Raw genomic sequence first — 19,342 nt, 5'->3', positions numbered from 1 at the left:
CGGTAAACAGAACGTTAGGATTAGGTCGTCCGGCGAGGTGACAGGCCGCACCGCGCGTGCTCGACTTGGCCGGTTGGCATAGTGGACAGGCCGTCGCCGCCGCCGCACAGTGTGACCTGACGTTGGCCGTTCCCATCCCCGACGGTGCGCCTCCTGCCGATGACGCTGCCCCTCCCGCACCTGACCGACGCCTTCGGATTCTCGCCCGCCTTCGTCGTGGACGAACCGACGCGGCACAGCCTGCCCTTCGTCTTCAACACCGGCCATTCCGGCTCGGTGTACCCGGAGAGTTTCCTGAAGGCCTCGCGCCTCGATGCGCTGGCGCTCCGCCGCTCGGAGGACGCCCATGTCGACCGGCTGTTCGCCGGGGTCGTACAGCTCGGCGCGCCGCTTCTGCGCTGCAACTTCCCGCGCGCCTACCTCGACGTGAACCGTGAGCCCTACGAACTCGACCCGCGGATGTTCGAGGGCCGGCTGCCGCCCTTCGCCAACACCCGCTCGATGCGTGTGGCGGGCGGCCTCGGGACGGTGCCCCGCGTCGTCTCGGACGGACAGGAGATCTATGCCGGCCGCATGCCGGTGGACGAGGCGGTGGCGCGCATCGACGGGTTGTACAAGCCGTACCACCGGGCCTTGCGCGGGCTGATCCTGCGCACGGTTCGTGAATTCGGGCGCTGCCTGCTGATCGACTGCCACTCGATGCCGTCCTCGAGCCTCGGGCGCGACCACGACGCGCGGGCCGACTTCGTCCTCGGCGACCGCTTCGGCACCTCCTGCGATCCGGCCCTGATCGACGCCTTCGAGGCGGCGTTCCGCGCCCGCGGGTACAAGGTGGTGCGCAACAAGCCCTATGCCGGCGGCTTCATCACCGAGCATTACGGCGAGCCGAACATCGGCCGGCACGCGCTGCAGATCGAGATCAACCGCGCCCTCTACATGAACGAGGCGAGCCTTGCGATCACGCAGGGCTTCTCCGGCCTCGTCGCGGCGCTGCGGGGTGCGATCGTGGAGGTCGCCGACGAGCTCGGCTCGGAGACGCCGCTCGGCATCGCCGCGGAGTAGGTCGCGTCTAGGAAAACGACCCGCACAACACCGTCATTCCGGGACGCCGGAGGCGAGCCAGAAATCCAAAAGCACGGTTCATTTTCCAGCTGGCGCCGTCGGCGGCTCTGGATCTCAGCCTCCGCTGCGCGGCCTCGGGATGACGGAGAGGTTCCGAGGAAGGGGTCCGCACGGCCTGATGATTCAGGCGCGCCACGAAATGCCGTTCGGCCCTGCGACCAAGAAAAAAGGCCACTCCCGAAGGAGCGGCCCGAAGTCTAGGGAGGAAACGCCCAAGAAGGGCTGCCGGACCGCGACGCCATCGCGATCCCGCAATGCACAAAGTAGATTGCGGCGCACAAAGCGCAAGCGAAATCCCCCTACCGCGCGCGCATACCCTGCCCGCACCGGCTGCACGTCCGGCGACGCTCAGTGATCTGCGAGCAGCTTGGCGATCTCCGCCTTGAGGGGCCCTGCGAGGTCCTTGCGATCGAGGGCGTAGGCGATGTTGGCGGTGAGGAAGCCGAGCTTGGAGCCGGTATCGTAGGTGCGGCCCTCGTAGCGCATGCCGAAGAAGTCCTGGCTTCCCATCAGCTTGATCATCGCATCGGTGAGCTGGATCTCGCCGCCCGCGCCCTTCTCGCCGTGCTCGAGGATTCCGAAGATCTCCGGCTGGAGGATGTAGCGGCCCGAGATGATGAAGTTCGACGGCGCGGTTCCCTGCTTCGGCTTCTCGACCATGCCGGTGACTTCGAAGGTCTGGCCGAAGGTCTCGCCGACGCTGACGATGCCGTACTGGTGCGTCTCCTCGGGCGCGACCTCTTCTACCGCGATGACGTTGCCGCCGTGCCGCTCGTAGGCGGAGAGCATCTGGCCCATGCAGCCGCGACTGAGCATGTCCGGCAGCAGCACGGCGAAGGGCTCGTCGCCGACGATCTCGCGGGCGCACCACACCGCGTGGCCGAGGCCGAGCGGCGCCTGCTGACGGGTGAAGCTGGTCTGGCCGGCGGCCGGCAGGTCGCGCTTCAGCTCCTCGTAGGCGGCCTGCTTGCCGCGCTCCTGCAGCATCCGGTCGAGCTCGAACGCGATGTCGAAATGGTCCTCGATCACCGCCTTGCCGCGGCCCGTGACGAAGATGAAGTGCTCGATGCCGGCTTCCCGCGCCTCGTCGACCACGTGCTGCACGACCGGCCGGTCGACCACCGTCAGCATCTCTTTCGGGACGGCCTTGGTGGCGGGCAGGAAGCGGGTGCCGAGGCCCGCAACGGGGAGGACGGCCTTTCGGATCGGTTTCATCAAGCAAAAACCCAAACGTGGGAGTTGGACGGGCCGGGCGTTCCTGGCAACACTAGCACGGCGAGCGATCGGCCATGGGCCGTCGCGGCGCACGATTGAGCATTATCGGTTAAAAGCAAGCTCGCGCAGGCCTGCGCGAGCGATTTCTTTCCAAGGGCGACGATGGCGGTTCTGGTCACGGGCGGTGCCGGCTATATCGGCAGCCACATGGTTCTGGCGCTTCAAGACGCCGGGCACGAGGAGGTGGTCGTCCTCGACGACCTTTCCACCGGCTTCGATTGGGCGCTGCCGCCGGAGGTGCCGCTCGTGCGCGGCGACGTCGGCGACCCCGCCCTCGTCACCGAGACGATCCTGCAGCATCGGGTCGACGCGATCGCCCACTTCGCCGCCCGCATCGTGGTGCCGGACTCTGTCGCCGACCCGCTGCACTACTACCTCGCCAACACGGTCAAGACCCGCGCCCTGATCGAGACCGCCGTCCGCACCGGCGTGAAGCACGTGATCTTCTCCTCGACCGCCGCGGTCTACGGCGAGCCGGAGACGGTGCCGGTGCCGGAGGACCTGCCCGCCAACCCGATCAACCCCTACGGCCGCTCGAAGCTGATGAGCGAGTGGATGATCCGGGACGCGGCCGCCGCGTACGGCTTCAGCTACGTCATCCTGCGCTACTTCAACGTCGCCGGCGCCGACCCGCGGGGGCGCACCGGGCAATCGACGCCGAACGCGACCCACCTGATCAAGGTCGCGACCCAGGCCGCGCTCGGCCAGCGCCCGCACCTCGAGGTGTTCGGGACCGACTACCCGACCCCGGACGGCTCGTGCCTGCGCGACTACATCCAGGTCTCGGACCTCGCCGAGGCGCACCGGGTCGCCCTCGACCACCTGCGCGCCGGCGGCGAGAGCCTGACGCTGAACTGCGGCTACGGCACCGGCTACTCGGTGCTGGAGGTGATCGACACGGTGAAGCGCGTGTCGGGGCGGGACTTCCCGGTTCGCGTCTCGACCCGCCGCCCGGGCGACCCGGCACGGATCGTCGCCGAGGCGTCGCGGATCCGCGACCGCCTCGGCTGGCGCCCGAAATACGACGACCTCGACGGGATCGTCCGGCAGGCGCTCGATTGGGAAGACGCCTTGTCCAAACGCAACCGGATCTGATGGCAATCCACCCGTTCCCCGCCGCGCTTCTCGCGCTCGGCCTCTGCATCGCCTCCGGGGCGTTCGCGGCACAGGCCGCCCCTGTCGGGAAGGCCGGCCAATCGGATGCGTTTCCGGCCTTCGTCGCCGCCCTGCGCGTCGACGCCCTGGCGAAGGGCATCACGCCCGCGACCTTCGATGCGGCGTTTCGGGGCGTGACGCCCGATCCAACTGTCCTCGCGCGGATCAAGGGTCAGAGCGAGTTCGGGCGGCCGGTCTGGGAATACCTCGTCGGCGCGGTCTCGCCCGGGCGGATCGCCCGCGGCCGGGCGCGTGCCGCAGCGCTCGGTCAGGCCCTGCCGGCGATCGAGGCGCGCTACGGCGTCCCGGCCTCGGTGCTGCTGGCGATTTGGGGCGTCGAGTCGGATTTTGGCGCGAGCGGCGGCACGGTACCAACGGTCCGCGCCCTGGCGACCCTCGCCGCCGCGCGGCACCGCGGCACGCTGTTCCGCGACGAGCTGCTGGCCGCCCTCGCGATCCTGCAGCGCGGCGACGTCGCGCCGGAGCGGATGCTCGGCAGCTGGGCCGGCGCCATGGGGCAGGTACAGTTCCTGCCCTCGACCTTCCTGGCGCACGCCGTCGACTTCGACGGCGACGGCCGGCGCGACATCTGGACGAGCGACGCCGACGCGCTCGCCTCCATCGCCGCCTACCTCAAGGATCTCGGGTGGAACTCCGCCATCTCTTGGGGTTACGCGGTCCGCCTCCCCGACCGGTTCGACCTGACCCGCTACGCGGCCGACCTCTCCGACTTCGCCCGCCGCGGCGTGCGCCGCATCGACGGCGGCGACCTGCCGGACAAGGGGGCCGCGTCCGTCTTCCTGCCCGGCGGCGCCGGCGGTCCCGCCTTCCTGATCACCGACAACTTCGAGGTGATCCGCGGCTACAACACCTCGGACTCGTATGCCCTCGCCATCGGGCACCTCGCCGACCGGCTGGCCGGAGGGCCGCCGCTCGCCGCCCCCTGGCCGAGCGCTGCCTCCCGCCTCGATAAGGCCGGGCTGCAGACGCTGCAGACGGGCCTTTCGCGCGAGGGACTCTATGCCGGCGAGGCCGACGGACGGGCGGGCCCGAAGCTGCGCGAGGCGATCCGCCGCTATCAGGTCCGCGAGGGCCTGACCGCCGACGGCTACGCGACGCCGGCGCTCCGTGACCGTCTATCGGGCAGGCCTTAGACGCGCAGTAAGGGCTCGGCTATGCTCAACCGCGGGTCGAAGTCCGCGGCACCGGAGGGCGCATGAACGGAGGGCGGATGAGACGCGATGCGACGAACCGAGTTGTGACAACCGCCAAGGGGCCCCGCATCGTCCTGGCGCTCGGGTTCGGCCTCGCTCTACCGCTCGTCCTCCTGCCGCCGTCGCCGGCCGAGGCGCAGTGGGGCGACAACTACGACCAGCCGCGCCGTCGCGGCCGCGACGCCTATTACCGCGAGGACGACGGCTATGCTCGGGCCCCGCGCCGTGCCACGGCGCCGGAGCCCGAACGAAGGCAGTTCTACTGGCCCTGGGAGGACAGGCCGAGCGCGCCCGAGCCGCGCCAGGTCGCCCCGACCTACCGTCCGCCACGTCCGCGCCCGCCGGTCGGTGCCGACGCTGCACCGCGCCAGATCCGGCGACCGCAGACCCGGCCGGCGCCCACGATCGCGGCCCCGACGCCGGCGTTGAAGAAGACCGAGGCGAAGGTGCAGATCGCGGTGTTCGGCGATTCGCTGGCCGACCACCTGAGCCGCGGACTCGACGACGTCTTCGCGGACAGCGCCGACATCGCGGTGATCGACAGGGCCAAAGGCGACAGCGGCCTCGTGCGCCGGGACGTCATCGACTGGCCGAAGGCCGCAGACGACTACCTCAAGGCGAACCCGAAGGTCGGCTACGCCGTGGTCATGCTCGGCGCCAACGATCGCCAGCCGATACGCGACGGCGACCAGACCCTCGACCCGCTCACCGATCGCTGGCGCGAGCTCTACCGCGCCCGCGTCGAGGCCTTGGTCAACGTGTTCGCCGACCGGAAGATCCCGCTGGTCTGGGTCGGCACCCCGCCGATGCGCAGCGAGAGCCTGACCCGCGACCTCGGCAGCATCAACGACATCATCCGGGACGCGGTCACCAAGGGCGGCGGCACCTACGTCGACGTCGGGCCGGGATTCTCCGACGACCGCAACCACTACACCGCCACCGGGCCGGACCTCGACGGGCAGACCGCCAAGCTGCGCACCGCCGACGGCGTGCACTTCACCCATGCCGGCGCCCGCAAGCTCGCGCATTTCGCCGACGTGGAGTTGAAGCGCCTGATGGGCGCGACGACGCCGGCCGCCCCGGAGCAGCCGGCGGCGGCCGTCTCGGCCCTGCCTGCGACGCCGCTGGATGCGGCGCCGACGAAGCTCGACGACGTCACCGCGATCGACCGGCAGATCACGGCGATGCTGCCGAGCCTGCCCGAGCCCCCGGGGGTGCCGGCGCTGCCGGTGAAGCCCGCGGCGGGTCCGGTCGTGCCGCTCGGCCGGGTCGAGCTCTCGCCGGGCGGCGTCCTCGTCAGCGGCCGGCCGCGCGACGGCGACGCAACCGGCACCGTCGAACGCGCGCTCCAACGCGGCGCGGCGCCGCTGCCGCAGCCCGGACGAGCCGACGACTTCCGCTGGCCCCCGGGCTGAACGCCCGGCAGAGACTCAGCGCGGCAGGATCGAGGCGCCCATCAGCGTCTCGTCGATCGAGCGGGCGGCCTGCCGGCCCTCGCGGATCGCCCACACGACCAGGGACTGGCCGCGGCGCATGTCGCCGGCCGCCCAGATCTTCGGATCGGAGGTGCGGTAATCCTCCTCGTTCGCCGTGACGTTGCCGCGCTTGTCGACCGTGATGCCGGACTGCTCCAGAAGCCCCTTCTGGATCGAGCCGGCGAATCCGATCGCCATGAACACGAGGTCGGCCGGCAGGACGAATTCCGAGCCCTCGATGGGCTGGCGCTTGGCGTCGACGCGGGCGCAGACGACCCCGGTGAGACGCCCCTTCTTGTTGCCTTCGAGCCGGAGGGTGGCCGCCTGGAACTCGCGCTCGGCGCCCTCGGCCTGGCTCGACGAGGTCCGCATCTTGGTCGGCCAGTACGGCCAGACCGAGAGCTTGTCCTCGCGCTCGGGCGGCCGCGGGCGGATGTCGAGCTGCGTCACCGACAGGGCGCCCTGACGGAACGCGGTGCCGACGCAGTCGGACGCGGTGTCACCGCCGCCGATCACCACCACGTTCTTGCCCGACGCCAGGATCGGCGCCTCGCCGTTGCCGCGCATCGGCTCGGCGCCGACCCGCCGGTTCGACTGGATCAGGTAGGGCATCGCGTAGTGCACGCCCTCGAGCTCCTGCCCCGGCAGCTGCGGGTTGCGCGGGTCCTCGGCGCCGCCGGAGAACAGCACAGCATCGTACTCGGCGGTCAGCTCCTCGACCGGCTTCGTCACGCCGACGTTCTGGTTGTAGTGGAAGACCACGCCTTCGGCTTCCATCTGCTTCACGCGCCGATCGATGTGGCGCTTCTCCATCTTGAAGTCGGGGATGCCGTAGCGGAGCAGACCGCCGGCCTTCGGCTCGCGCTCGTAGACGTGGACCGCGTGCCCGACGCGGGCGAGCTGCTGCGCCGCCGCGAGGCCGGCCGGACCCGAACCGATCACCGCCACCTTCTTGCCGGTGCGGATCGACGACGGCTCCGGCTTCACCCAGCCCATGTTCCAGGCCCGGTCGGCGATGGCCTGCTCGATCGTCTTGATCGCCACCGGCTGGTTCTCGAGGTTCAGCGTGCACGCCTCCTCGCACGGCGCCGGGCAGATGCGGCCGGTGAACTCCGGGAAGTTGTTGGTGGAGTGGAGGTTGCGCGCCGCCTCCTCCCAATCCGACTGGAAGACGAGGTCGTTCCAATCGGGAATCTGGTTGTGCACCGGGCAGCCGGTCGGCCCATGGCAGAACGGGATGCCGCAATCCATGCAGCGCGCCGCCTGCTTCTTCAGGTCGTGCTCGTCGAGCGGCAGGGTGAACTCGCGGAAGTGCCGCACGCGGTCGGCCGCGAGCTGGTACTTCTGGTCCTGCCGGTCGAATTCGAGGAAGCCGGTGATCTTGCCCATCGGTGTACTCAGCGTCGGTAGCGAAAAATCGGTGTCGCAGCTTTCCGGTCAGCGACCGGCGGCAGCGGCGATAGCGTCGGGTTCGAGCCGGAACGCGACCCTGCATCGGTCGAGCCAACCCCGGATCGCGGGCCTCCCCGCCAAGTCGAATCCACCCTCGTCGGCCCACTGGGTGTAGGCGAACAGGGCGACGTCGGCGATGGTCACGTCGTCGCCGACGAACCATTCGCTTTCCGCGAGGTGCCGCTCCATCAGGTCGAGCGCCGCCTCGCCGCGCGCGACCCGGCCCGGATCGCGCCCCTCGCGCGGCACGCCGCGAAACGTCATCTCAACGCGGCAGACCGCGATGGTCGGCTCGTGGCTGTACTGCTCCCAGAACAGCCACTGGTCGACGGTCGCCGCCGCGAACGGGTCGCCCGGAAGCAGCGCGCTCTCGCGGGCGAGATACCGCATGATGGCGTTCGACTGGGCGAGGCGCCGCCCGTCGTCGAACACCACCCCCGGGATCTGCCCGGCCGGGAACAGGGCGAGATACGCAGGCGTCCGCGTCTCGCCCTTTAGCGCATCGACCTGGACCCATTCGTAGGCGAGGCCGAGAACATCGGCGACGATCTTGATCTTCAGGCAGTTGCCCGAGGTGAGGTCGCCGTAGATCCGCATGGCGGCGGGCGGCGTCGTCGAGAACGTATCCGTCATGCGCCTCCCCTCGCGCTGTCCATCGTCGGCGGCGTCTTCCTTCATGGCCGACCGACTTCAAAGCCGGCCGGGGTGTTCGTTCAGCCATTCCTTCAGCGCGGTCTCGATGCGGATCTGCCAGTCCGGACCACCGCTCCGGAACCGTTCGACGAGGTTCGTCGGGAGGACAAGTCGCTCCGTCTCACCAGGGCGATGACCACGTTCGACCAAGCGACCGCCGACCCGAATATCCGCTTGTTCGAACCAAGCAGCATCCAGCTCCGGTGCGTCGTCGGGATCCCAGCCGATCTCATCGGGAAACATCGGTTGATCGGGTGCGGCCGCCGAATTGCGCCTGCTCTCGTTCATTGGCCTTCCTCAAGCTGATGATCCGTCGATCGCCGTCCCGTTCCGTCCAGACCACGATGACCATTCGGCCGTCGAGGAGACCGACTGTTATCCACCGTGTCTCCCTATAACCGAACCGCACGTCCTCACGCGTCGCTTCGGTCCCGTTGAAGACTTGCCCACATCGAGCGAAATCCAACCCGCGCTCACGCAACGCGTGCGCGCGCTGCTCGTCATCGTAGACGACGCGCAGGGGCGTCTCTCACCGAGAGAGCGACGGTCCTTACTCCGCCGCCACCGGCATCCGCGCCATCTCCATCTCGCGGAGCGCCCGGCGGTACTCCACCGGCATCACCTTGACGAACTTGGTGCGGTAGCCCGCCCAATCCTCGAGGATCGCCTTGGCGCGCGGGCTGCCCGTGTACTTCAGGTGGTTGGTGATGAGCTGCGACAGGCGCTCCTCGTCATGCCCCGACATGTCTGCGAGGATGTCGACGCGGCCCTTGGTCTCGAGGTCGCCGTCCTGGTGGAAGCGGCGCATCAGGTCGTCTTCCTCCTCGACGGGTTCGAGGTCGACCATCGAGAGGTTGCAGCGGGCCGAGAACGATCCGTCCTCGTCGAGCACGTAGGCGATGCCGCCGGACATGCCGGCCGCGAAGTTGCGCCCGGTCTCGCCGATCGACACGACGACGCCGCCGGTCATGTACTCGCAGCCATGGTCGCCCATGCCCTCGACCACGGTGATCGCGCCGGAGTTGCGCACGGCGAAGCGCTCGCCGGCCGAGCCGCGGATGTAGCACTCGCCGGCGATGGCGCCGTAGAGCACGGTGTTGCCGACCATGATCGTCCTGTCGGCGGGCGCCTTGAGCGAATCGCTCGGCCGGATGATCAGCTTGCCGCCCGACAGGCCCTTGCCGACGTAGTCGTTGCCGTGGCCGGTGAGCTCGATCGTCACGCCGGCCGCGACCCAGGCGCCGAAGCTCTGTCCGGCGGTGCCGGCGAGCTTCACCACGATGGTGTCGTCGGGCAGGCCTTCGTGGCCGTGCGCCTTGGCGACGGCGCCCGACAGCATCGCGCCCGCCGTCCGGTCGGAGTTGCGGATCACGTCGTGGAGGACCACCGGCTCGCCGGTGTCGATCGCGTTCTGCGCGCCGGCGATCAGGCGCCGGTCGAGGACGTCGTCGATCGGGTGCTTCTGCGTCTCGACCCAGCGGATCGCCACGTCCGGCCCGACGTCGGGCCGGTGGAACAACTTCGAGAAGTCGAGTCCACGCGCCTTCCAGTGCTGGATCGCCTCGACCTTGTCGAGGAAGTCCGAGCGGCCGACGAGGTCTTCGAGCTTGGTGAAGCCCATCGCCGCCATCAGCTCGCGCAGCTCCTCGGCGACGTAGAAGAAGTAGTTCACCACGTGCTCGGGCGTGCCTTTGAAGCGCTTGCGCAGAACCGGGTCCTGCGTCGCGACGCCGACCGGGCAGGTGTTGAGGTGGCACTTGCGCATCATGATGCAGCCGGCCGCGATCAGCGGCGCGGTGGAGAAGCCGAACTGGTCGGCGCCGAGGAGCGCCGCGATCAGCACGTCGCGGCCGGTGCGGATGCCGCCGTCGGCCTGCAGCGCGACGCGGCCGCGCAGGTGGTTCATCACCAGCGTCTGCTGCGTCTCGGCCAGCCCCGTTTCCCACGGACCGCCGGCGTGCTTCAGCGAGGTCAGCGGCGCCGCGCCGGTGCCGCCGTCGAAGCCCGAGATGGTGATGTGGTCGGCCCGCGCCTTGGCGACGCCGGTGGCGACCGTGCCGACGCCGACCTCGGAGACGAGCTTCACCGACACGTCGGCCGCCGGGTTCACGTTCTTCAGGTCGTAGATCAGCTGCGCCAGATCCTCGATCGAGTAGATGTCGTGGTGCGGCGGCGGCGAGATCAGGCCGACGCCCGGGGTGGCGTAGCGGACCTTCGCGATCTTGGCGTCGACCTTGTGGCCGGGCAGCTGGCCGCCCTCGCCGGGCTTGGCGCCCTGAGCGACCTTGATCTGCATCATGTCGGCGTTGACGAGGTACTCGGTGGTGACGCCGAAGCGCCCCGACGCGACCTGCTTGATCGCCGAGCGGCGCGAGCGCCCGTCCGGCAGCGGCTTGAAGCGCTCGACCTCCTCGCCGCCCTCGCCCGAGTTCGAGCGTCCGCCGAAGGAGTTCAGGGCGATGGCCAGCGTCTCGTGCGCCTCCTTCGAGATCGAGCCGTAGGACATCGCGCCGGTGGCGAAGCGCTTGACGATCTCGGAGGCCGGCTCGACGCTCTCCAGCGCCACCGGCTCGCGCCCGATCTCGGGGGCGAGCTTGATCCGGAACAGGCCGCGCAGGGTCTTGAGCTGCTGCTCCTGGTCGTTCACCAGCCGGGCGTATTCGCGGTAGCGCTCGGGCACGCCGAGACGCACCGCATGCTGCAGCGTCGCGACCGTGTCGGGGGTCCAGGTGTGGGCCTCGCCGCGCAGCCGGTAGGCGTACTCGCCGCCGACGTCGAGGGCGTTGCGATAGATCGGCGCGTCGCCGAACGCGTCGGCGTGGCGGCGCACGGTCTCCTCGGCGATCTCGGCCATGCCGACGCCCTCGACCATCGTCGCCGTGCCGAAGAAGTCGCGCGCGACGAAGGCCGAGTTCAGCCCGATCGCGTCGAAGATCTGCGCGCCGCAATAGGACTGGTAGGTCGAGATGCCCATCTTCGACATGACCTTCAGCAGGCCCTTATCGATCGACTTAATGTAGCGGTAGATGATCTCCTCATCCAAGAGGTCCGGCGGGAACTCGTGCTTCATCGCCACCAGCGTCTCGAAGGCGAGATACGGGTTGATCGCCTCGGCGCCGTAGCCGGCCAGGCAGGCGAAGTGATGGATCTCGCGCGGCTCGCCCGATTCGACCACGAGGCCGACCGAGGTGCGAAGCCCCTTGCGGATCAGGTAGTTGTGCACGGCCGCCGTCGCGAGCAGCGCCGGGATCGGGATACGATCGGGGCCGACCGCGCGGTCGGACAGGACGATGATGTTGTAGCCGCCGCGCACCGCGACTTCCGCGCGGTCGCAGAGCCGGTCGAGCGCGCCGTTCATCGCCGCCGCGCCGGTCTCGGCCGGATAGGTGATGTCGAGGGTCTTTGTGTCGAAGCGGTCCTCGAAATGGCCGATCGAGCGGATCTTCTCGAGGTCCGTGTTGGTCAGGATCGGTTGGCGGACTTCCAGGCGCTTGCGGCGGGAGGCGCCTTCCATGTCGAGCAGGTTCGGGCGCGGGCCGATGAACGAGACGAGGCTCATCACGGCCTCCTCGCGGATCGGGTCGATCGGCGGGTTGGTGACCTGCGCGAAGTTCTGCTTGAAGTAGGTGTAGAGCGACTTCGACTTGTCGGACAAAGCCGAGAGCGGCGTGTCGGTGCCCATGGAGCCGACCGCCTCCTGGCCGGTCACGGCCATCGGCGCCATGAGCAGCTTGAGGTCTTCCTGGCTGTAGCCGAACGCCTGCTGGCGATCGAGCAGCGACACGTCGGTGCGGCTCTCGCGAGCGGTGACGGGCTTGAGATCCTCCAGCACGATCTGGGTGTTCTTCACCCAGTCGGCGTAGGGGTGCGCGGCCGCGAGCTCGCCCTTGATCTCCTCGTCGTCGACGATGCGGCCCTTCTCCAGGTCGATCAGAAGCATCCGGCCCGGCTGCAGGCGCCAGGACTGGACGATCTTCTCATCCGGGATCGGCAGCACGCCCATTTCTGAGGCGAGCACGACGAGGCCGTCGTCGGTGACGATGTAGCGGGCGGGGCGCAGTCCGTTGCGGTCGAGGGTCGCGCCGATCTGGCGGCCGTCGGTGAAGGCGACCGCCGCCGGGCCGTCCCACGGCTCCATCAGCGCGGCGTGGTACTCGTAGAAGGCCCGCCGCTCCTCGCTCATCAGCGGGTTGCCGGCCCAGGCCTCGGGGATGAGCATCATCATCGCGTGGGCGAGCGGGTAGCCGCCCATGACGAGGAACTCGAGCGCGTTGTCGAAGCACGCGGTGTCGGACTGGCCCTCGTAGGAGATCGGCCACAGCTTCGAGATGTCGTTGCCGAACAGGTCCGAATCGACGCTCGCCTGGCGGGAGGCCATCCAGTTCACGTTGCCGCGCAGCGTGTTGATCTCGCCGTTGTGCGCGACCATCCGGTAGGGGTGCGACAGGCGCCAAGTCGGGAAGGTGTTGGTGGCGAAGCGCTGGTGCACGAGGGCGATCGCCGAGACGAAGCGCTCGTCCTTCAGGTCGAGGAAGTAGTTCCCGAGCTGGTTCACCAGCACCATGCCCTTGTAGACGATGGTCCGGCTCGACACGGAGACGGGATAGAACTCCATCACCCGTGGGTCCTTCAGGCCGTAGACGCGGCCGGAAATCACCTTACGGGCGACGTAGATCCGCCGCTCGAACGCGTCGCCGTCGGCCGCGGAGGCCGGGCGGCCGATGAAGAGCTGGCGGTGATGCGGCTCGGTCGCCTTCACGGCGACGCCGAGGTCCTCGGGATCGACCGGCACGTCGCGCCAGCCGAGCAGGGGAAGCCCCTCGGCGGCGAGCGACTGCTCGACGATGGATTCGATGATCGCGCGCGACTCCTCGGCCTTCGGCATGAACAGCTGCGCGATGGCGTAGTCGCCGGCCGGCGGCAGCTCGAAGCCGAGCCGCGAGCACTCCTCGGCGAAGAAGGCGTGCGGGATCTGCGTGAGGATGCCGCAACCGTCGCCCATCTTCGGGTCGGCGCCGACCGCGCCGCGATGGTCGAGGTTCTCCAGGATCTTCAGGCCCTGCTCGACGATGGCATGGGTGCGCCGGTCGTGCATGTCGGCGACGAAGCCGACGCCGCAGCCGTCCTTCTCGTTGCGCGGATCGTAGGCACCCTGGGCGACCGGCATCGCCGGATCGCGCACCACGAGCGGCGCGACGCCGTCGCGCGAAGCCGGCGCGGTGTCCGCGTCGAGGTTTCCGCTCACGGTCATGTCCGCATTCCCGAAAGCCGCCATGCCCACCATCCCCGAAAGTTCGAAAAGTTCGACCAGACCCGTCCGAACGTCCATGCCCGCCGACGCGAGCACGTTTCATGCCCGACACTCAAGCGAGGCCGGGCCAGTCATCTTGTCTCGTCGGGTCTCGGGAGGGTCCTCGGTGGAGGAAGCGCCCGCAACCCGCGGGCTCGCACCGGCCCGATGTCAGCCGGCGTGGGCCCGGATCGCCTCGACGGCGACCGGCTTGAGATCTCGTTTCGACGTCACGATGATCACGTGCCGAAACCCTCTACCCCGGACCCTTAGGTCCCGCTGCGCGGCGTCCATCGCGCGCGCCCACCGGAAATGGGACAGTCATACTGTCCTAACGCTGCAAACTGGCAGATTTCAAATATTCCAGCAAGGCCCACACACCGGCAAAAGCGGCGTTTTGATGCCGCATCCCACGCCTTCCCTGCTCGATCCCAGCGCCAGGAGCGACCGAACGCCGTCGAACTGCATCGGGAATCGGCCGCTTGGCGCCCGCATTCTCCCGCAATTGCGCCCGAATCGTCCGGTCAATGGCGTACGCCGAGCACAAGCGGCATGCGGGGCAACGACCCTGCCGGAATGGCCGAAGGACACGCGGGACGCGGTCCTTCGGCGCGGGGCCCGCTCCGGATCGTCGGCGGGCCTCGACGAAACTCCCCGGCGCGGGGCGAGCGCCGCAGGAGGTCGGGCGATTTGTGAGAGCGTGACCCGGATGTCAGCCGTGAACCCATTCCATCGTCGTCTTCGCGTGAGCCTCTCGGCCTGCGCCCTGCTGATCGGCGCCACCGGCGCGGCGCAGGCGCAATACGCCTTCGACGACGCGATCATGCCGCCCCGCGCGGTAGCCTGGCGCCTGGGCGAGCGCGGCTTCAGCGGCATCAGCCGGCCGCGCTTCGACGGCCGCGCCTACGTCGTCGAGGCGTTCAACCCGAACGGCGCCCGCGTGCGCCTGTTCGTCGACGCGCGAGACGGTGCGATCCTCGGCCGCCAGCGCCTCGACGACGGCCCGGTGGTGATCGCTCGCCCGGCCCCCGGCTACGGCTGGACCGAGGAGGACGCGATGCCGCGGAGCCCGATGCGGCAGGCCGAGCGACTTCTTCCGCCAGGCGACATCCCGATGCCGGAGAGCCGCGGCGTGCCCCCGCGCCGACCTGTGCCGGACGCAGGCTTCGTACGGCCCGAGGGCGGACCAGACGCCTACGGCCGCACGCCTGCAGAGCCGAACCCGCACGGGATCAACCCGGATCGCCGCGGGCCGGTCGAGGCGCCGCGCCGGCTCGCACGCACCGGCAACCCGACCCGGGGGCCGGACGGTAGGACGCTCGACGGGAAGACGCTCGACGGCAAGAACCCGGAAGGCAGAGCGCAGGCGCGCACCGTTCCCGAGGTGCCGAAGCTGCGCCCGGTGGAGGCCGCCAAACCCGAGCCGAAGCCGGAAGCGCCCGTCGCGACGGCGGAGCCGCCGAAGGCGGCCGCGCCTGCCGTCATCGCGACGCCCGCAGCGGTTCAGCCGCCCGCGGACGGCACGGTGGCGAAATCCCCAGAGACCAAGGCTTCCGAGACCAAGGCTTCCGAGACCAAGGCGGCGGAAGCAAAGCCCCCCGCTGCGAAGGCGGCCGAGCAGACTTGGCAGAACCCGCCCGAGACCAAGCGCAACGTCCGCGTCATCGGCGGCGCGACCCTGGTGCCGGGTGCGCCCGACAAGGATGCGCAGACCCCGTAACCTGAAGCCTCAAGCTACCCAGGCGCCCAGGCGCTCGTCCCCGCAGAAGACCGTGAACGAATCGGCGCGGGCGATGGCGCAGAGCGTCATGCGGTGGAGGCGGGCCCGGTCGATGGCGAGCGAGGTCGGCGCCGAGATCGCGACCAGGACCGACGCGCCGAAATGCGCCGCCTTCTCGACCATCTCGAACGAGCAGCGGCTGGTGATCACCAGGAAACCTTCGGCCGGGTCGGTGCCTGCGCGGATCAGCGCGCCGATCAGCTTGTCGAGGGCGTTGTGCCGGCCGACATCTTCCCGCACAGCCACGAGGCTGCCGTCGAGACCTGCCCAGGCCGCCGCATGCACCGCGCGCGTCTCGCGCCCGAGCGCCTGGGCGTCACCGAGGTCGGACAGAGCGCGCGCGATCGCCTCCGGCCGGACGCTCACGGCGGTGGACGCGTCGCGCGTCTCCGCCCGCGGCAGGGCGGCGAGGTCCTCGATCCCGCAGACGCCGCAGCCGGTGCGCCCGCTGATCGCGCGCTTGCGGGCGAGGTGCTCGCGCAGCCGGCCCGGCGCGAGGTCCACCAGCAACCGTAGCCCGCCCTCGCCCCGCTCGACCGCGGCGCCGCGGATCTCGTCGGCCGAGGCGACGATGCCCTCGGTGAGGCTGAAGCCGTAGGCGAAATCCTCGAGATCGGCGGGCGTCGCCATCATCACCGCGTAGGGCACGCTTCCGTAGACGAGGTTGACCGGCATCTCGACGGCGAGCGCACGCTCGCCCTCGCGCGGCTCCGGCGCGGCGTAGGCGACGACGCGCGTCGCCACCCGCACCGCCGTCTCCGGTCTGCTCCGCCCGGTCCGCATTCCGTCCGCCATTCCGCTGGTCCCGCCGATCGCCTCCGCATCCGCCTCATAGCAGGCGGCGACCCGGACCGCGCCTGCGGCGATGCTGCCCCCGCTTCATGAATGCTTCCGGCCCCTGCGGCGATGCTTTCGGTGGTGCTGCGGCGCATCCGGAAAGCGTGCGATGCGACGCTTGTGCGGTTGCACCTTGCACGACCTTGTGGTCTGACACCGCGATCGGATACCCGGGCATCGCGCCGACAGGGCGTCCAACTCCGCCGGACGACACCGCGGGCCTCGTACAAGCAAGACGCGGGCGGTCGACGGAGCGTAACGTGACCAAGGGGAGCCACGAGAGGCACATGCGGACGGCGCAGACGAAACACCGCTCCAAGAGGGGGCTCGCCGCGTTCGGCGCGTTGCTCCTGACGTCGTCGCAGGCCCTGGCCGCCGGCATCGGCCAGCCCGAGCCCTGGCAGATGACCCGCCAGGTTCCGGTCACCGAGAACGCGCGCGACATCCTCCAGTTCGAGTCGTGGGTGCACTGGCTCTCGCTCGCGATCTGCGTGTTCGTGCTCGGACTGATCCTGTGGTGCATCTACCGCTTCAGCGAGAAGCGGAACCCGACGCCCTCGAAGACCACCCACAACACCCTGATCGAGGTGGCCTGGACGATCGTCCCGGTGCTGATCCTCGTCGCCGTCGCAATCCCCTCGTTCCGCCTGTTGCGCGTTCAGCTCTCGGATCCGAAGTCCGACGTGATGATCAAGGTGACCGGCCACGCCTGGTACTGGTCCTACGAGTACCCCGCAGACCAGGGCGGCGGCTTCTCGTTCGATGCCAACATCGACGAGGACAAGCAGCCGCGCCTGCTCCAGGCCGACAACGAGATGGTCGTGCCGGTGAACAAGATCGTGAAGATCCAGGTCACCGCCGCCGACGTGATGCACTCGTGGGCGATGCCGTCCTTCGGCTTCAAGATCGACGCCGTGCCGGGCCGCCTCAACCAGTTCTGGTTCAAGGCCGACCGCGAGGGCACGTATCACGGCCAGTGCTCCGAGCTCTGCGGCCAGCGCCACGCCTACATGCCGATCGTCGTGCGCGTCGTGAACGACGAGGCCTACGCGGCCTGGCTCGGCGAGGCGAAGACCAAGTACGCCCGCATCGACGACGGGTCCAAGTTCGCCGACGCCCGATAGAGGGCGCGCCTCGGGCCAGCACCGCGCCGGCCCGACCCACCGAGATCTCGAGAGACACGCACAAGGCTCAGCTCAGATGGCAACCGCCGCAGCGCATGCAGGGGCCCACGAGGCCCACGACCACAAACCTTCCTTCTTCGCCCGCTGGTTCCTCTCCACGAACCACAAGGATATCGGCACGCTCTACCTGCTGTTCGCGTTCTGCGCGGGCATGATCGGCGCGTTCCTATCCTTCGGCATCCGGATGGAGATGGAGGCGCCCGGTCTCCAGTACTTTTCCAATCCGCAGACCTACAACGTGTTCGTGACCGGCCACGGCCTCATCATGGTGTTCTTCATGGTGATGCCGGCCCTGATCGGCGGGTTCGGCAACTGGTTCGTCCCGCTGATGATCGGCGCGCCGGACATGGCCTTCCCGCGCATGAACAACGTCTCGTTCTGGCTGACGGTGGCGGGCTTCTGCAGCCTGATCTGCTCGCTGTTCGTCGAGGGCGCGCCCGGCGCGTCCGGCGCCGGCACCGGCTGGACCGTGTACCCGCCGCTCTCGACCGCGGGCCACCCCGGCCCGGCCGTCGATTTCGCGATCTTCGCGCTGCACCTGTCCGGCGCCGGCTCGATCCTCGGGGCGATCAACTTCATCACCACGATCCTGAACATGCGCGCCCCCGGCATGACGCTGCACAAGATGCCGCTCTTCGCCTGGGCCGAGCTCGTCACCGCCTTCCTGCTGCTGCTGTCGCTCCCGGTCCTCGCCGGCGCGATCACCATGCTGCTCACCGACCGCAACTTCGGCACCACCTTCTTCGACCCGGCCGGCGGCGGCGATCCGATCCTGTACCAGCACCTGTTCTGGTTCTTCGGTCACCCCGAAGTGTACATCATGATCCTGCCGGCCTTCGGCATCGTCTCGCACATCATCGCCACGTTCTCGCGCAAGCCCGTCTTCGGCTACCTCGCGATGGCTTACGCGATGGTCGCGATCGGCGTCGTCGGCTTCGTCGTGTGGGCGCACCACATGTATACGGTGGGCCTGTCGCTGCAGACGCAATCGTACTTCGTCTTCGCCACCATGGTCATCGCGGTGCCCACCGGCGTGAAGATCTTCTCCTGGATCGCGACGATGTGGGGCGGCTCGATCCGCTTCACCGCGGCGATGCACTGGGCGGTGGGCTTCATCTTCCTGTTCACGGTCGGCGGCGTCACCGGCGTCGTGCTCGCGAACTCGGCTGTCGACAAGTACCTGCACGACACCTACTACGTCGTCGCGCACTTCCACTACGTGCTCTCGCTCGGCGCCGTGTTCATCATCTTCGCGGGTATCTACTACTGGTTCCCGAAGATGACCGGCCACATCATCCCCGAGTGGGCCGGAAAGCTGCACTTCTGGCTGGCCTTCATCGGCGCGAACGTCCTGTTCTTCCCGATGCACTTCCTCGGTCTCGCCGGCATGCCGCGTCGTTACGCCGACTACCCGGAGGCCTTCGCCGGCTGGCACAAGGTCTCGACCTACGGCGGCCACATCTTCGGCCTCGGCATGATGGTGTTCGTCATCGGCGTGATCCTCGCCTTCCGCTCGAAGGAGCGGGCTGCGGACAACCCCTGGGGTCCCGGTGCGACCACGTTGGAGTGGACGCTGTCCTCGCCGCCGCCCTTCCACCAGTTCGAGACGCTGCCCCGCATCGTCGACGAGCCGGGCCACCACTGATCGGAAGCGTTTTCGAGTGAGGTGGAATCCGGCTCACGTGAAGAAAACGCGACCAACTGGAAACGAAGTGGGTTTCGCGTAAGCGGAATCGACGACCATCGCGGGGGCTGCGCTTGCAGCCCCCGCCCTTCCCCGGACCTTTCCCGCGAAGGGTCCCGGCAAGGGCGGTGCGACGGTCCCGTCTGAGCGAAGCTCGGCGGGATCCCCCCTTTTCCGGGTG

The 19,342-nt window shown here is 69.2% G+C and carries 14 protein-coding genes; 7 read left to right on the top strand and 7 right to left on the bottom strand.

The window, feature by feature from the left end; all coding sequences use genetic code 11:
- Positions 1-159 precede the first annotated feature (159 nt).
- Positions 160-1,062 (top strand): N-formylglutamate amidohydrolase, encoded by a 903-nt coding sequence (locus FV234_RS01735; protein WP_147763332.1) that lies wholly within the window; start codon positions 160-162, stop codon positions 1,060-1,062.
- Between the two features lie 408 nt (positions 1,063-1,470).
- On the opposite strand, the gene FV234_RS01730 is transcribed toward FV234_RS01735, so the two are convergent.
- On the bottom strand, positions 1,471-2,337 hold the full coding sequence (locus tag FV234_RS01730; protein WP_147763333.1) for a UTP--glucose-1-phosphate uridylyltransferase: 867 nt from the start codon (positions 2,335-2,337) through the stop codon (positions 1,471-1,473).
- Between the two features lie 162 nt (positions 2,338-2,499).
- On the opposite strand from FV234_RS01730, the gene galE reads away from it, so the two are divergent.
- From galE to FV234_RS01715, 3 genes are all read left to right on the top strand, one after another.
- Positions 2,500-3,492 carry a UDP-glucose 4-epimerase GalE gene (gene galE, locus FV234_RS01725; protein WP_147763334.1) on the top strand — a complete coding sequence of 331 codons (993 nt, stop codon included), beginning with the start codon at positions 2,500-2,502 and terminating at the stop codon, positions 3,490-3,492.
- Complete coding sequence (locus FV234_RS01720; protein WP_147814437.1) at positions 3,492-4,706, top strand: lytic murein transglycosylase; 1,215 nt, start codon at positions 3,492-3,494, stop codon at positions 4,704-4,706. The genes galE and FV234_RS01720 overlap by 1 nt, the downstream gene beginning before the upstream one ends.
- Before the next feature lie 173 nt (positions 4,707-4,879).
- Positions 4,880-6,181: an SGNH family hydrolase gene (locus tag FV234_RS01715; RefSeq protein WP_238272555.1), complete on the top strand. Its 1,302-nt coding sequence runs from the start codon at positions 4,880-4,882 to the stop codon at positions 6,179-6,181.
- A 15-nt stretch (positions 6,182-6,196) separates the two neighbouring features.
- Here the strand turns inward: FV234_RS01715 and FV234_RS01710 are convergent, their stop codons facing one another.
- The 5 genes from FV234_RS01710 to gltB all read right to left on the bottom strand — a co-directional run bounded on the left by FV234_RS01710 (position 6,197) and on the right by gltB (position 13,637).
- The gene (locus FV234_RS01710) at positions 6,197-7,630 is read right to left on the bottom strand and encodes a glutamate synthase subunit beta (protein ID WP_147763337.1); all 1,434 of its coding nucleotides are present in this window, start codon (positions 7,628-7,630) and stop codon (positions 6,197-6,199) included.
- Positions 7,631-7,678: 48 nt separating this feature from the next.
- Positions 7,679-8,290 (bottom strand): glutathione S-transferase family protein, encoded by a 612-nt coding sequence (locus FV234_RS01705; RefSeq protein ID WP_147763354.1) that lies wholly within the window; start codon positions 8,288-8,290, stop codon positions 7,679-7,681.
- 93 nt (positions 8,291-8,383) lie between these two features.
- Positions 8,384-8,674 carry a BrnA antitoxin family protein gene (locus FV234_RS01700; RefSeq protein ID WP_210246517.1) on the bottom strand — a complete coding sequence of 97 codons (291 nt, stop codon included), beginning with the start codon at positions 8,672-8,674 and terminating at the stop codon, positions 8,384-8,386.
- A complete protein-coding gene (locus FV234_RS01695; protein ID WP_246685417.1) occupies positions 8,616-8,852 on the bottom strand; it encodes a BrnT family toxin in 237 nt (78 codons plus the stop codon). The genes FV234_RS01700 and FV234_RS01695 overlap by 59 nt, the downstream gene beginning before the upstream one ends.
- Positions 8,853-8,936: 84 nt before the next feature.
- Entirely contained in the window at positions 8,937-13,637 is a 4,701-nt protein-coding gene (gene gltB / locus FV234_RS01690) for a glutamate synthase large subunit (protein ID WP_147827928.1), read from the bottom strand.
- A 757-nt stretch (positions 13,638-14,394) separates the two neighbouring features.
- Between gltB and FV234_RS01685 the strand changes: the two genes are divergently transcribed.
- The gene (locus FV234_RS01685) at positions 14,395-15,396 is read left to right on the top strand and encodes a hypothetical protein (RefSeq protein WP_147827927.1); all 1,002 of its coding nucleotides are present in this window, start codon (positions 14,395-14,397) and stop codon (positions 15,394-15,396) included.
- 9 nt (positions 15,397-15,405) lie between these two features.
- On the opposite strand, the gene fdhD is transcribed toward FV234_RS01685, so the two are convergent.
- A complete protein-coding gene (gene fdhD / locus FV234_RS01680) occupies positions 15,406-16,251 on the bottom strand; it encodes a formate dehydrogenase accessory sulfurtransferase FdhD (protein ID WP_147763340.1) in 846 nt (281 codons plus the stop codon).
- A gap of 329 nt (positions 16,252-16,580) precedes the next feature.
- On the opposite strand from fdhD, the gene coxB reads away from it, so the two are divergent.
- Both coxB and ctaD read left to right on the top strand, forming a co-directional pair.
- A complete protein-coding gene (gene coxB / locus FV234_RS01675) occupies positions 16,581-17,417 on the top strand; it encodes a cytochrome c oxidase subunit II (RefSeq protein ID WP_147750900.1) in 837 nt (278 codons plus the stop codon).
- A gap of 76 nt (positions 17,418-17,493) precedes the next feature.
- Positions 17,494-19,122: a cytochrome c oxidase subunit I gene (ctaD, locus tag FV234_RS01670; RefSeq protein WP_147750901.1), complete on the top strand. Its 1,629-nt coding sequence runs from the start codon at positions 17,494-17,496 to the stop codon at positions 19,120-19,122.
- Positions 19,123-19,342 lie beyond the last annotated feature (220 nt).

Origin of the sequence: Methylobacterium sp. WL8 (assembly GCF_008040045.1) — a bacterium.
Classification (GTDB): Bacteria; Pseudomonadota; Alphaproteobacteria; order Rhizobiales; family Beijerinckiaceae; genus Methylobacterium; species Methylobacterium cerastii.
The sequence above is the reverse complement of the archived record's forward strand: the minus strand, read 5'-3'. Positions and strand labels throughout refer to the sequence as shown.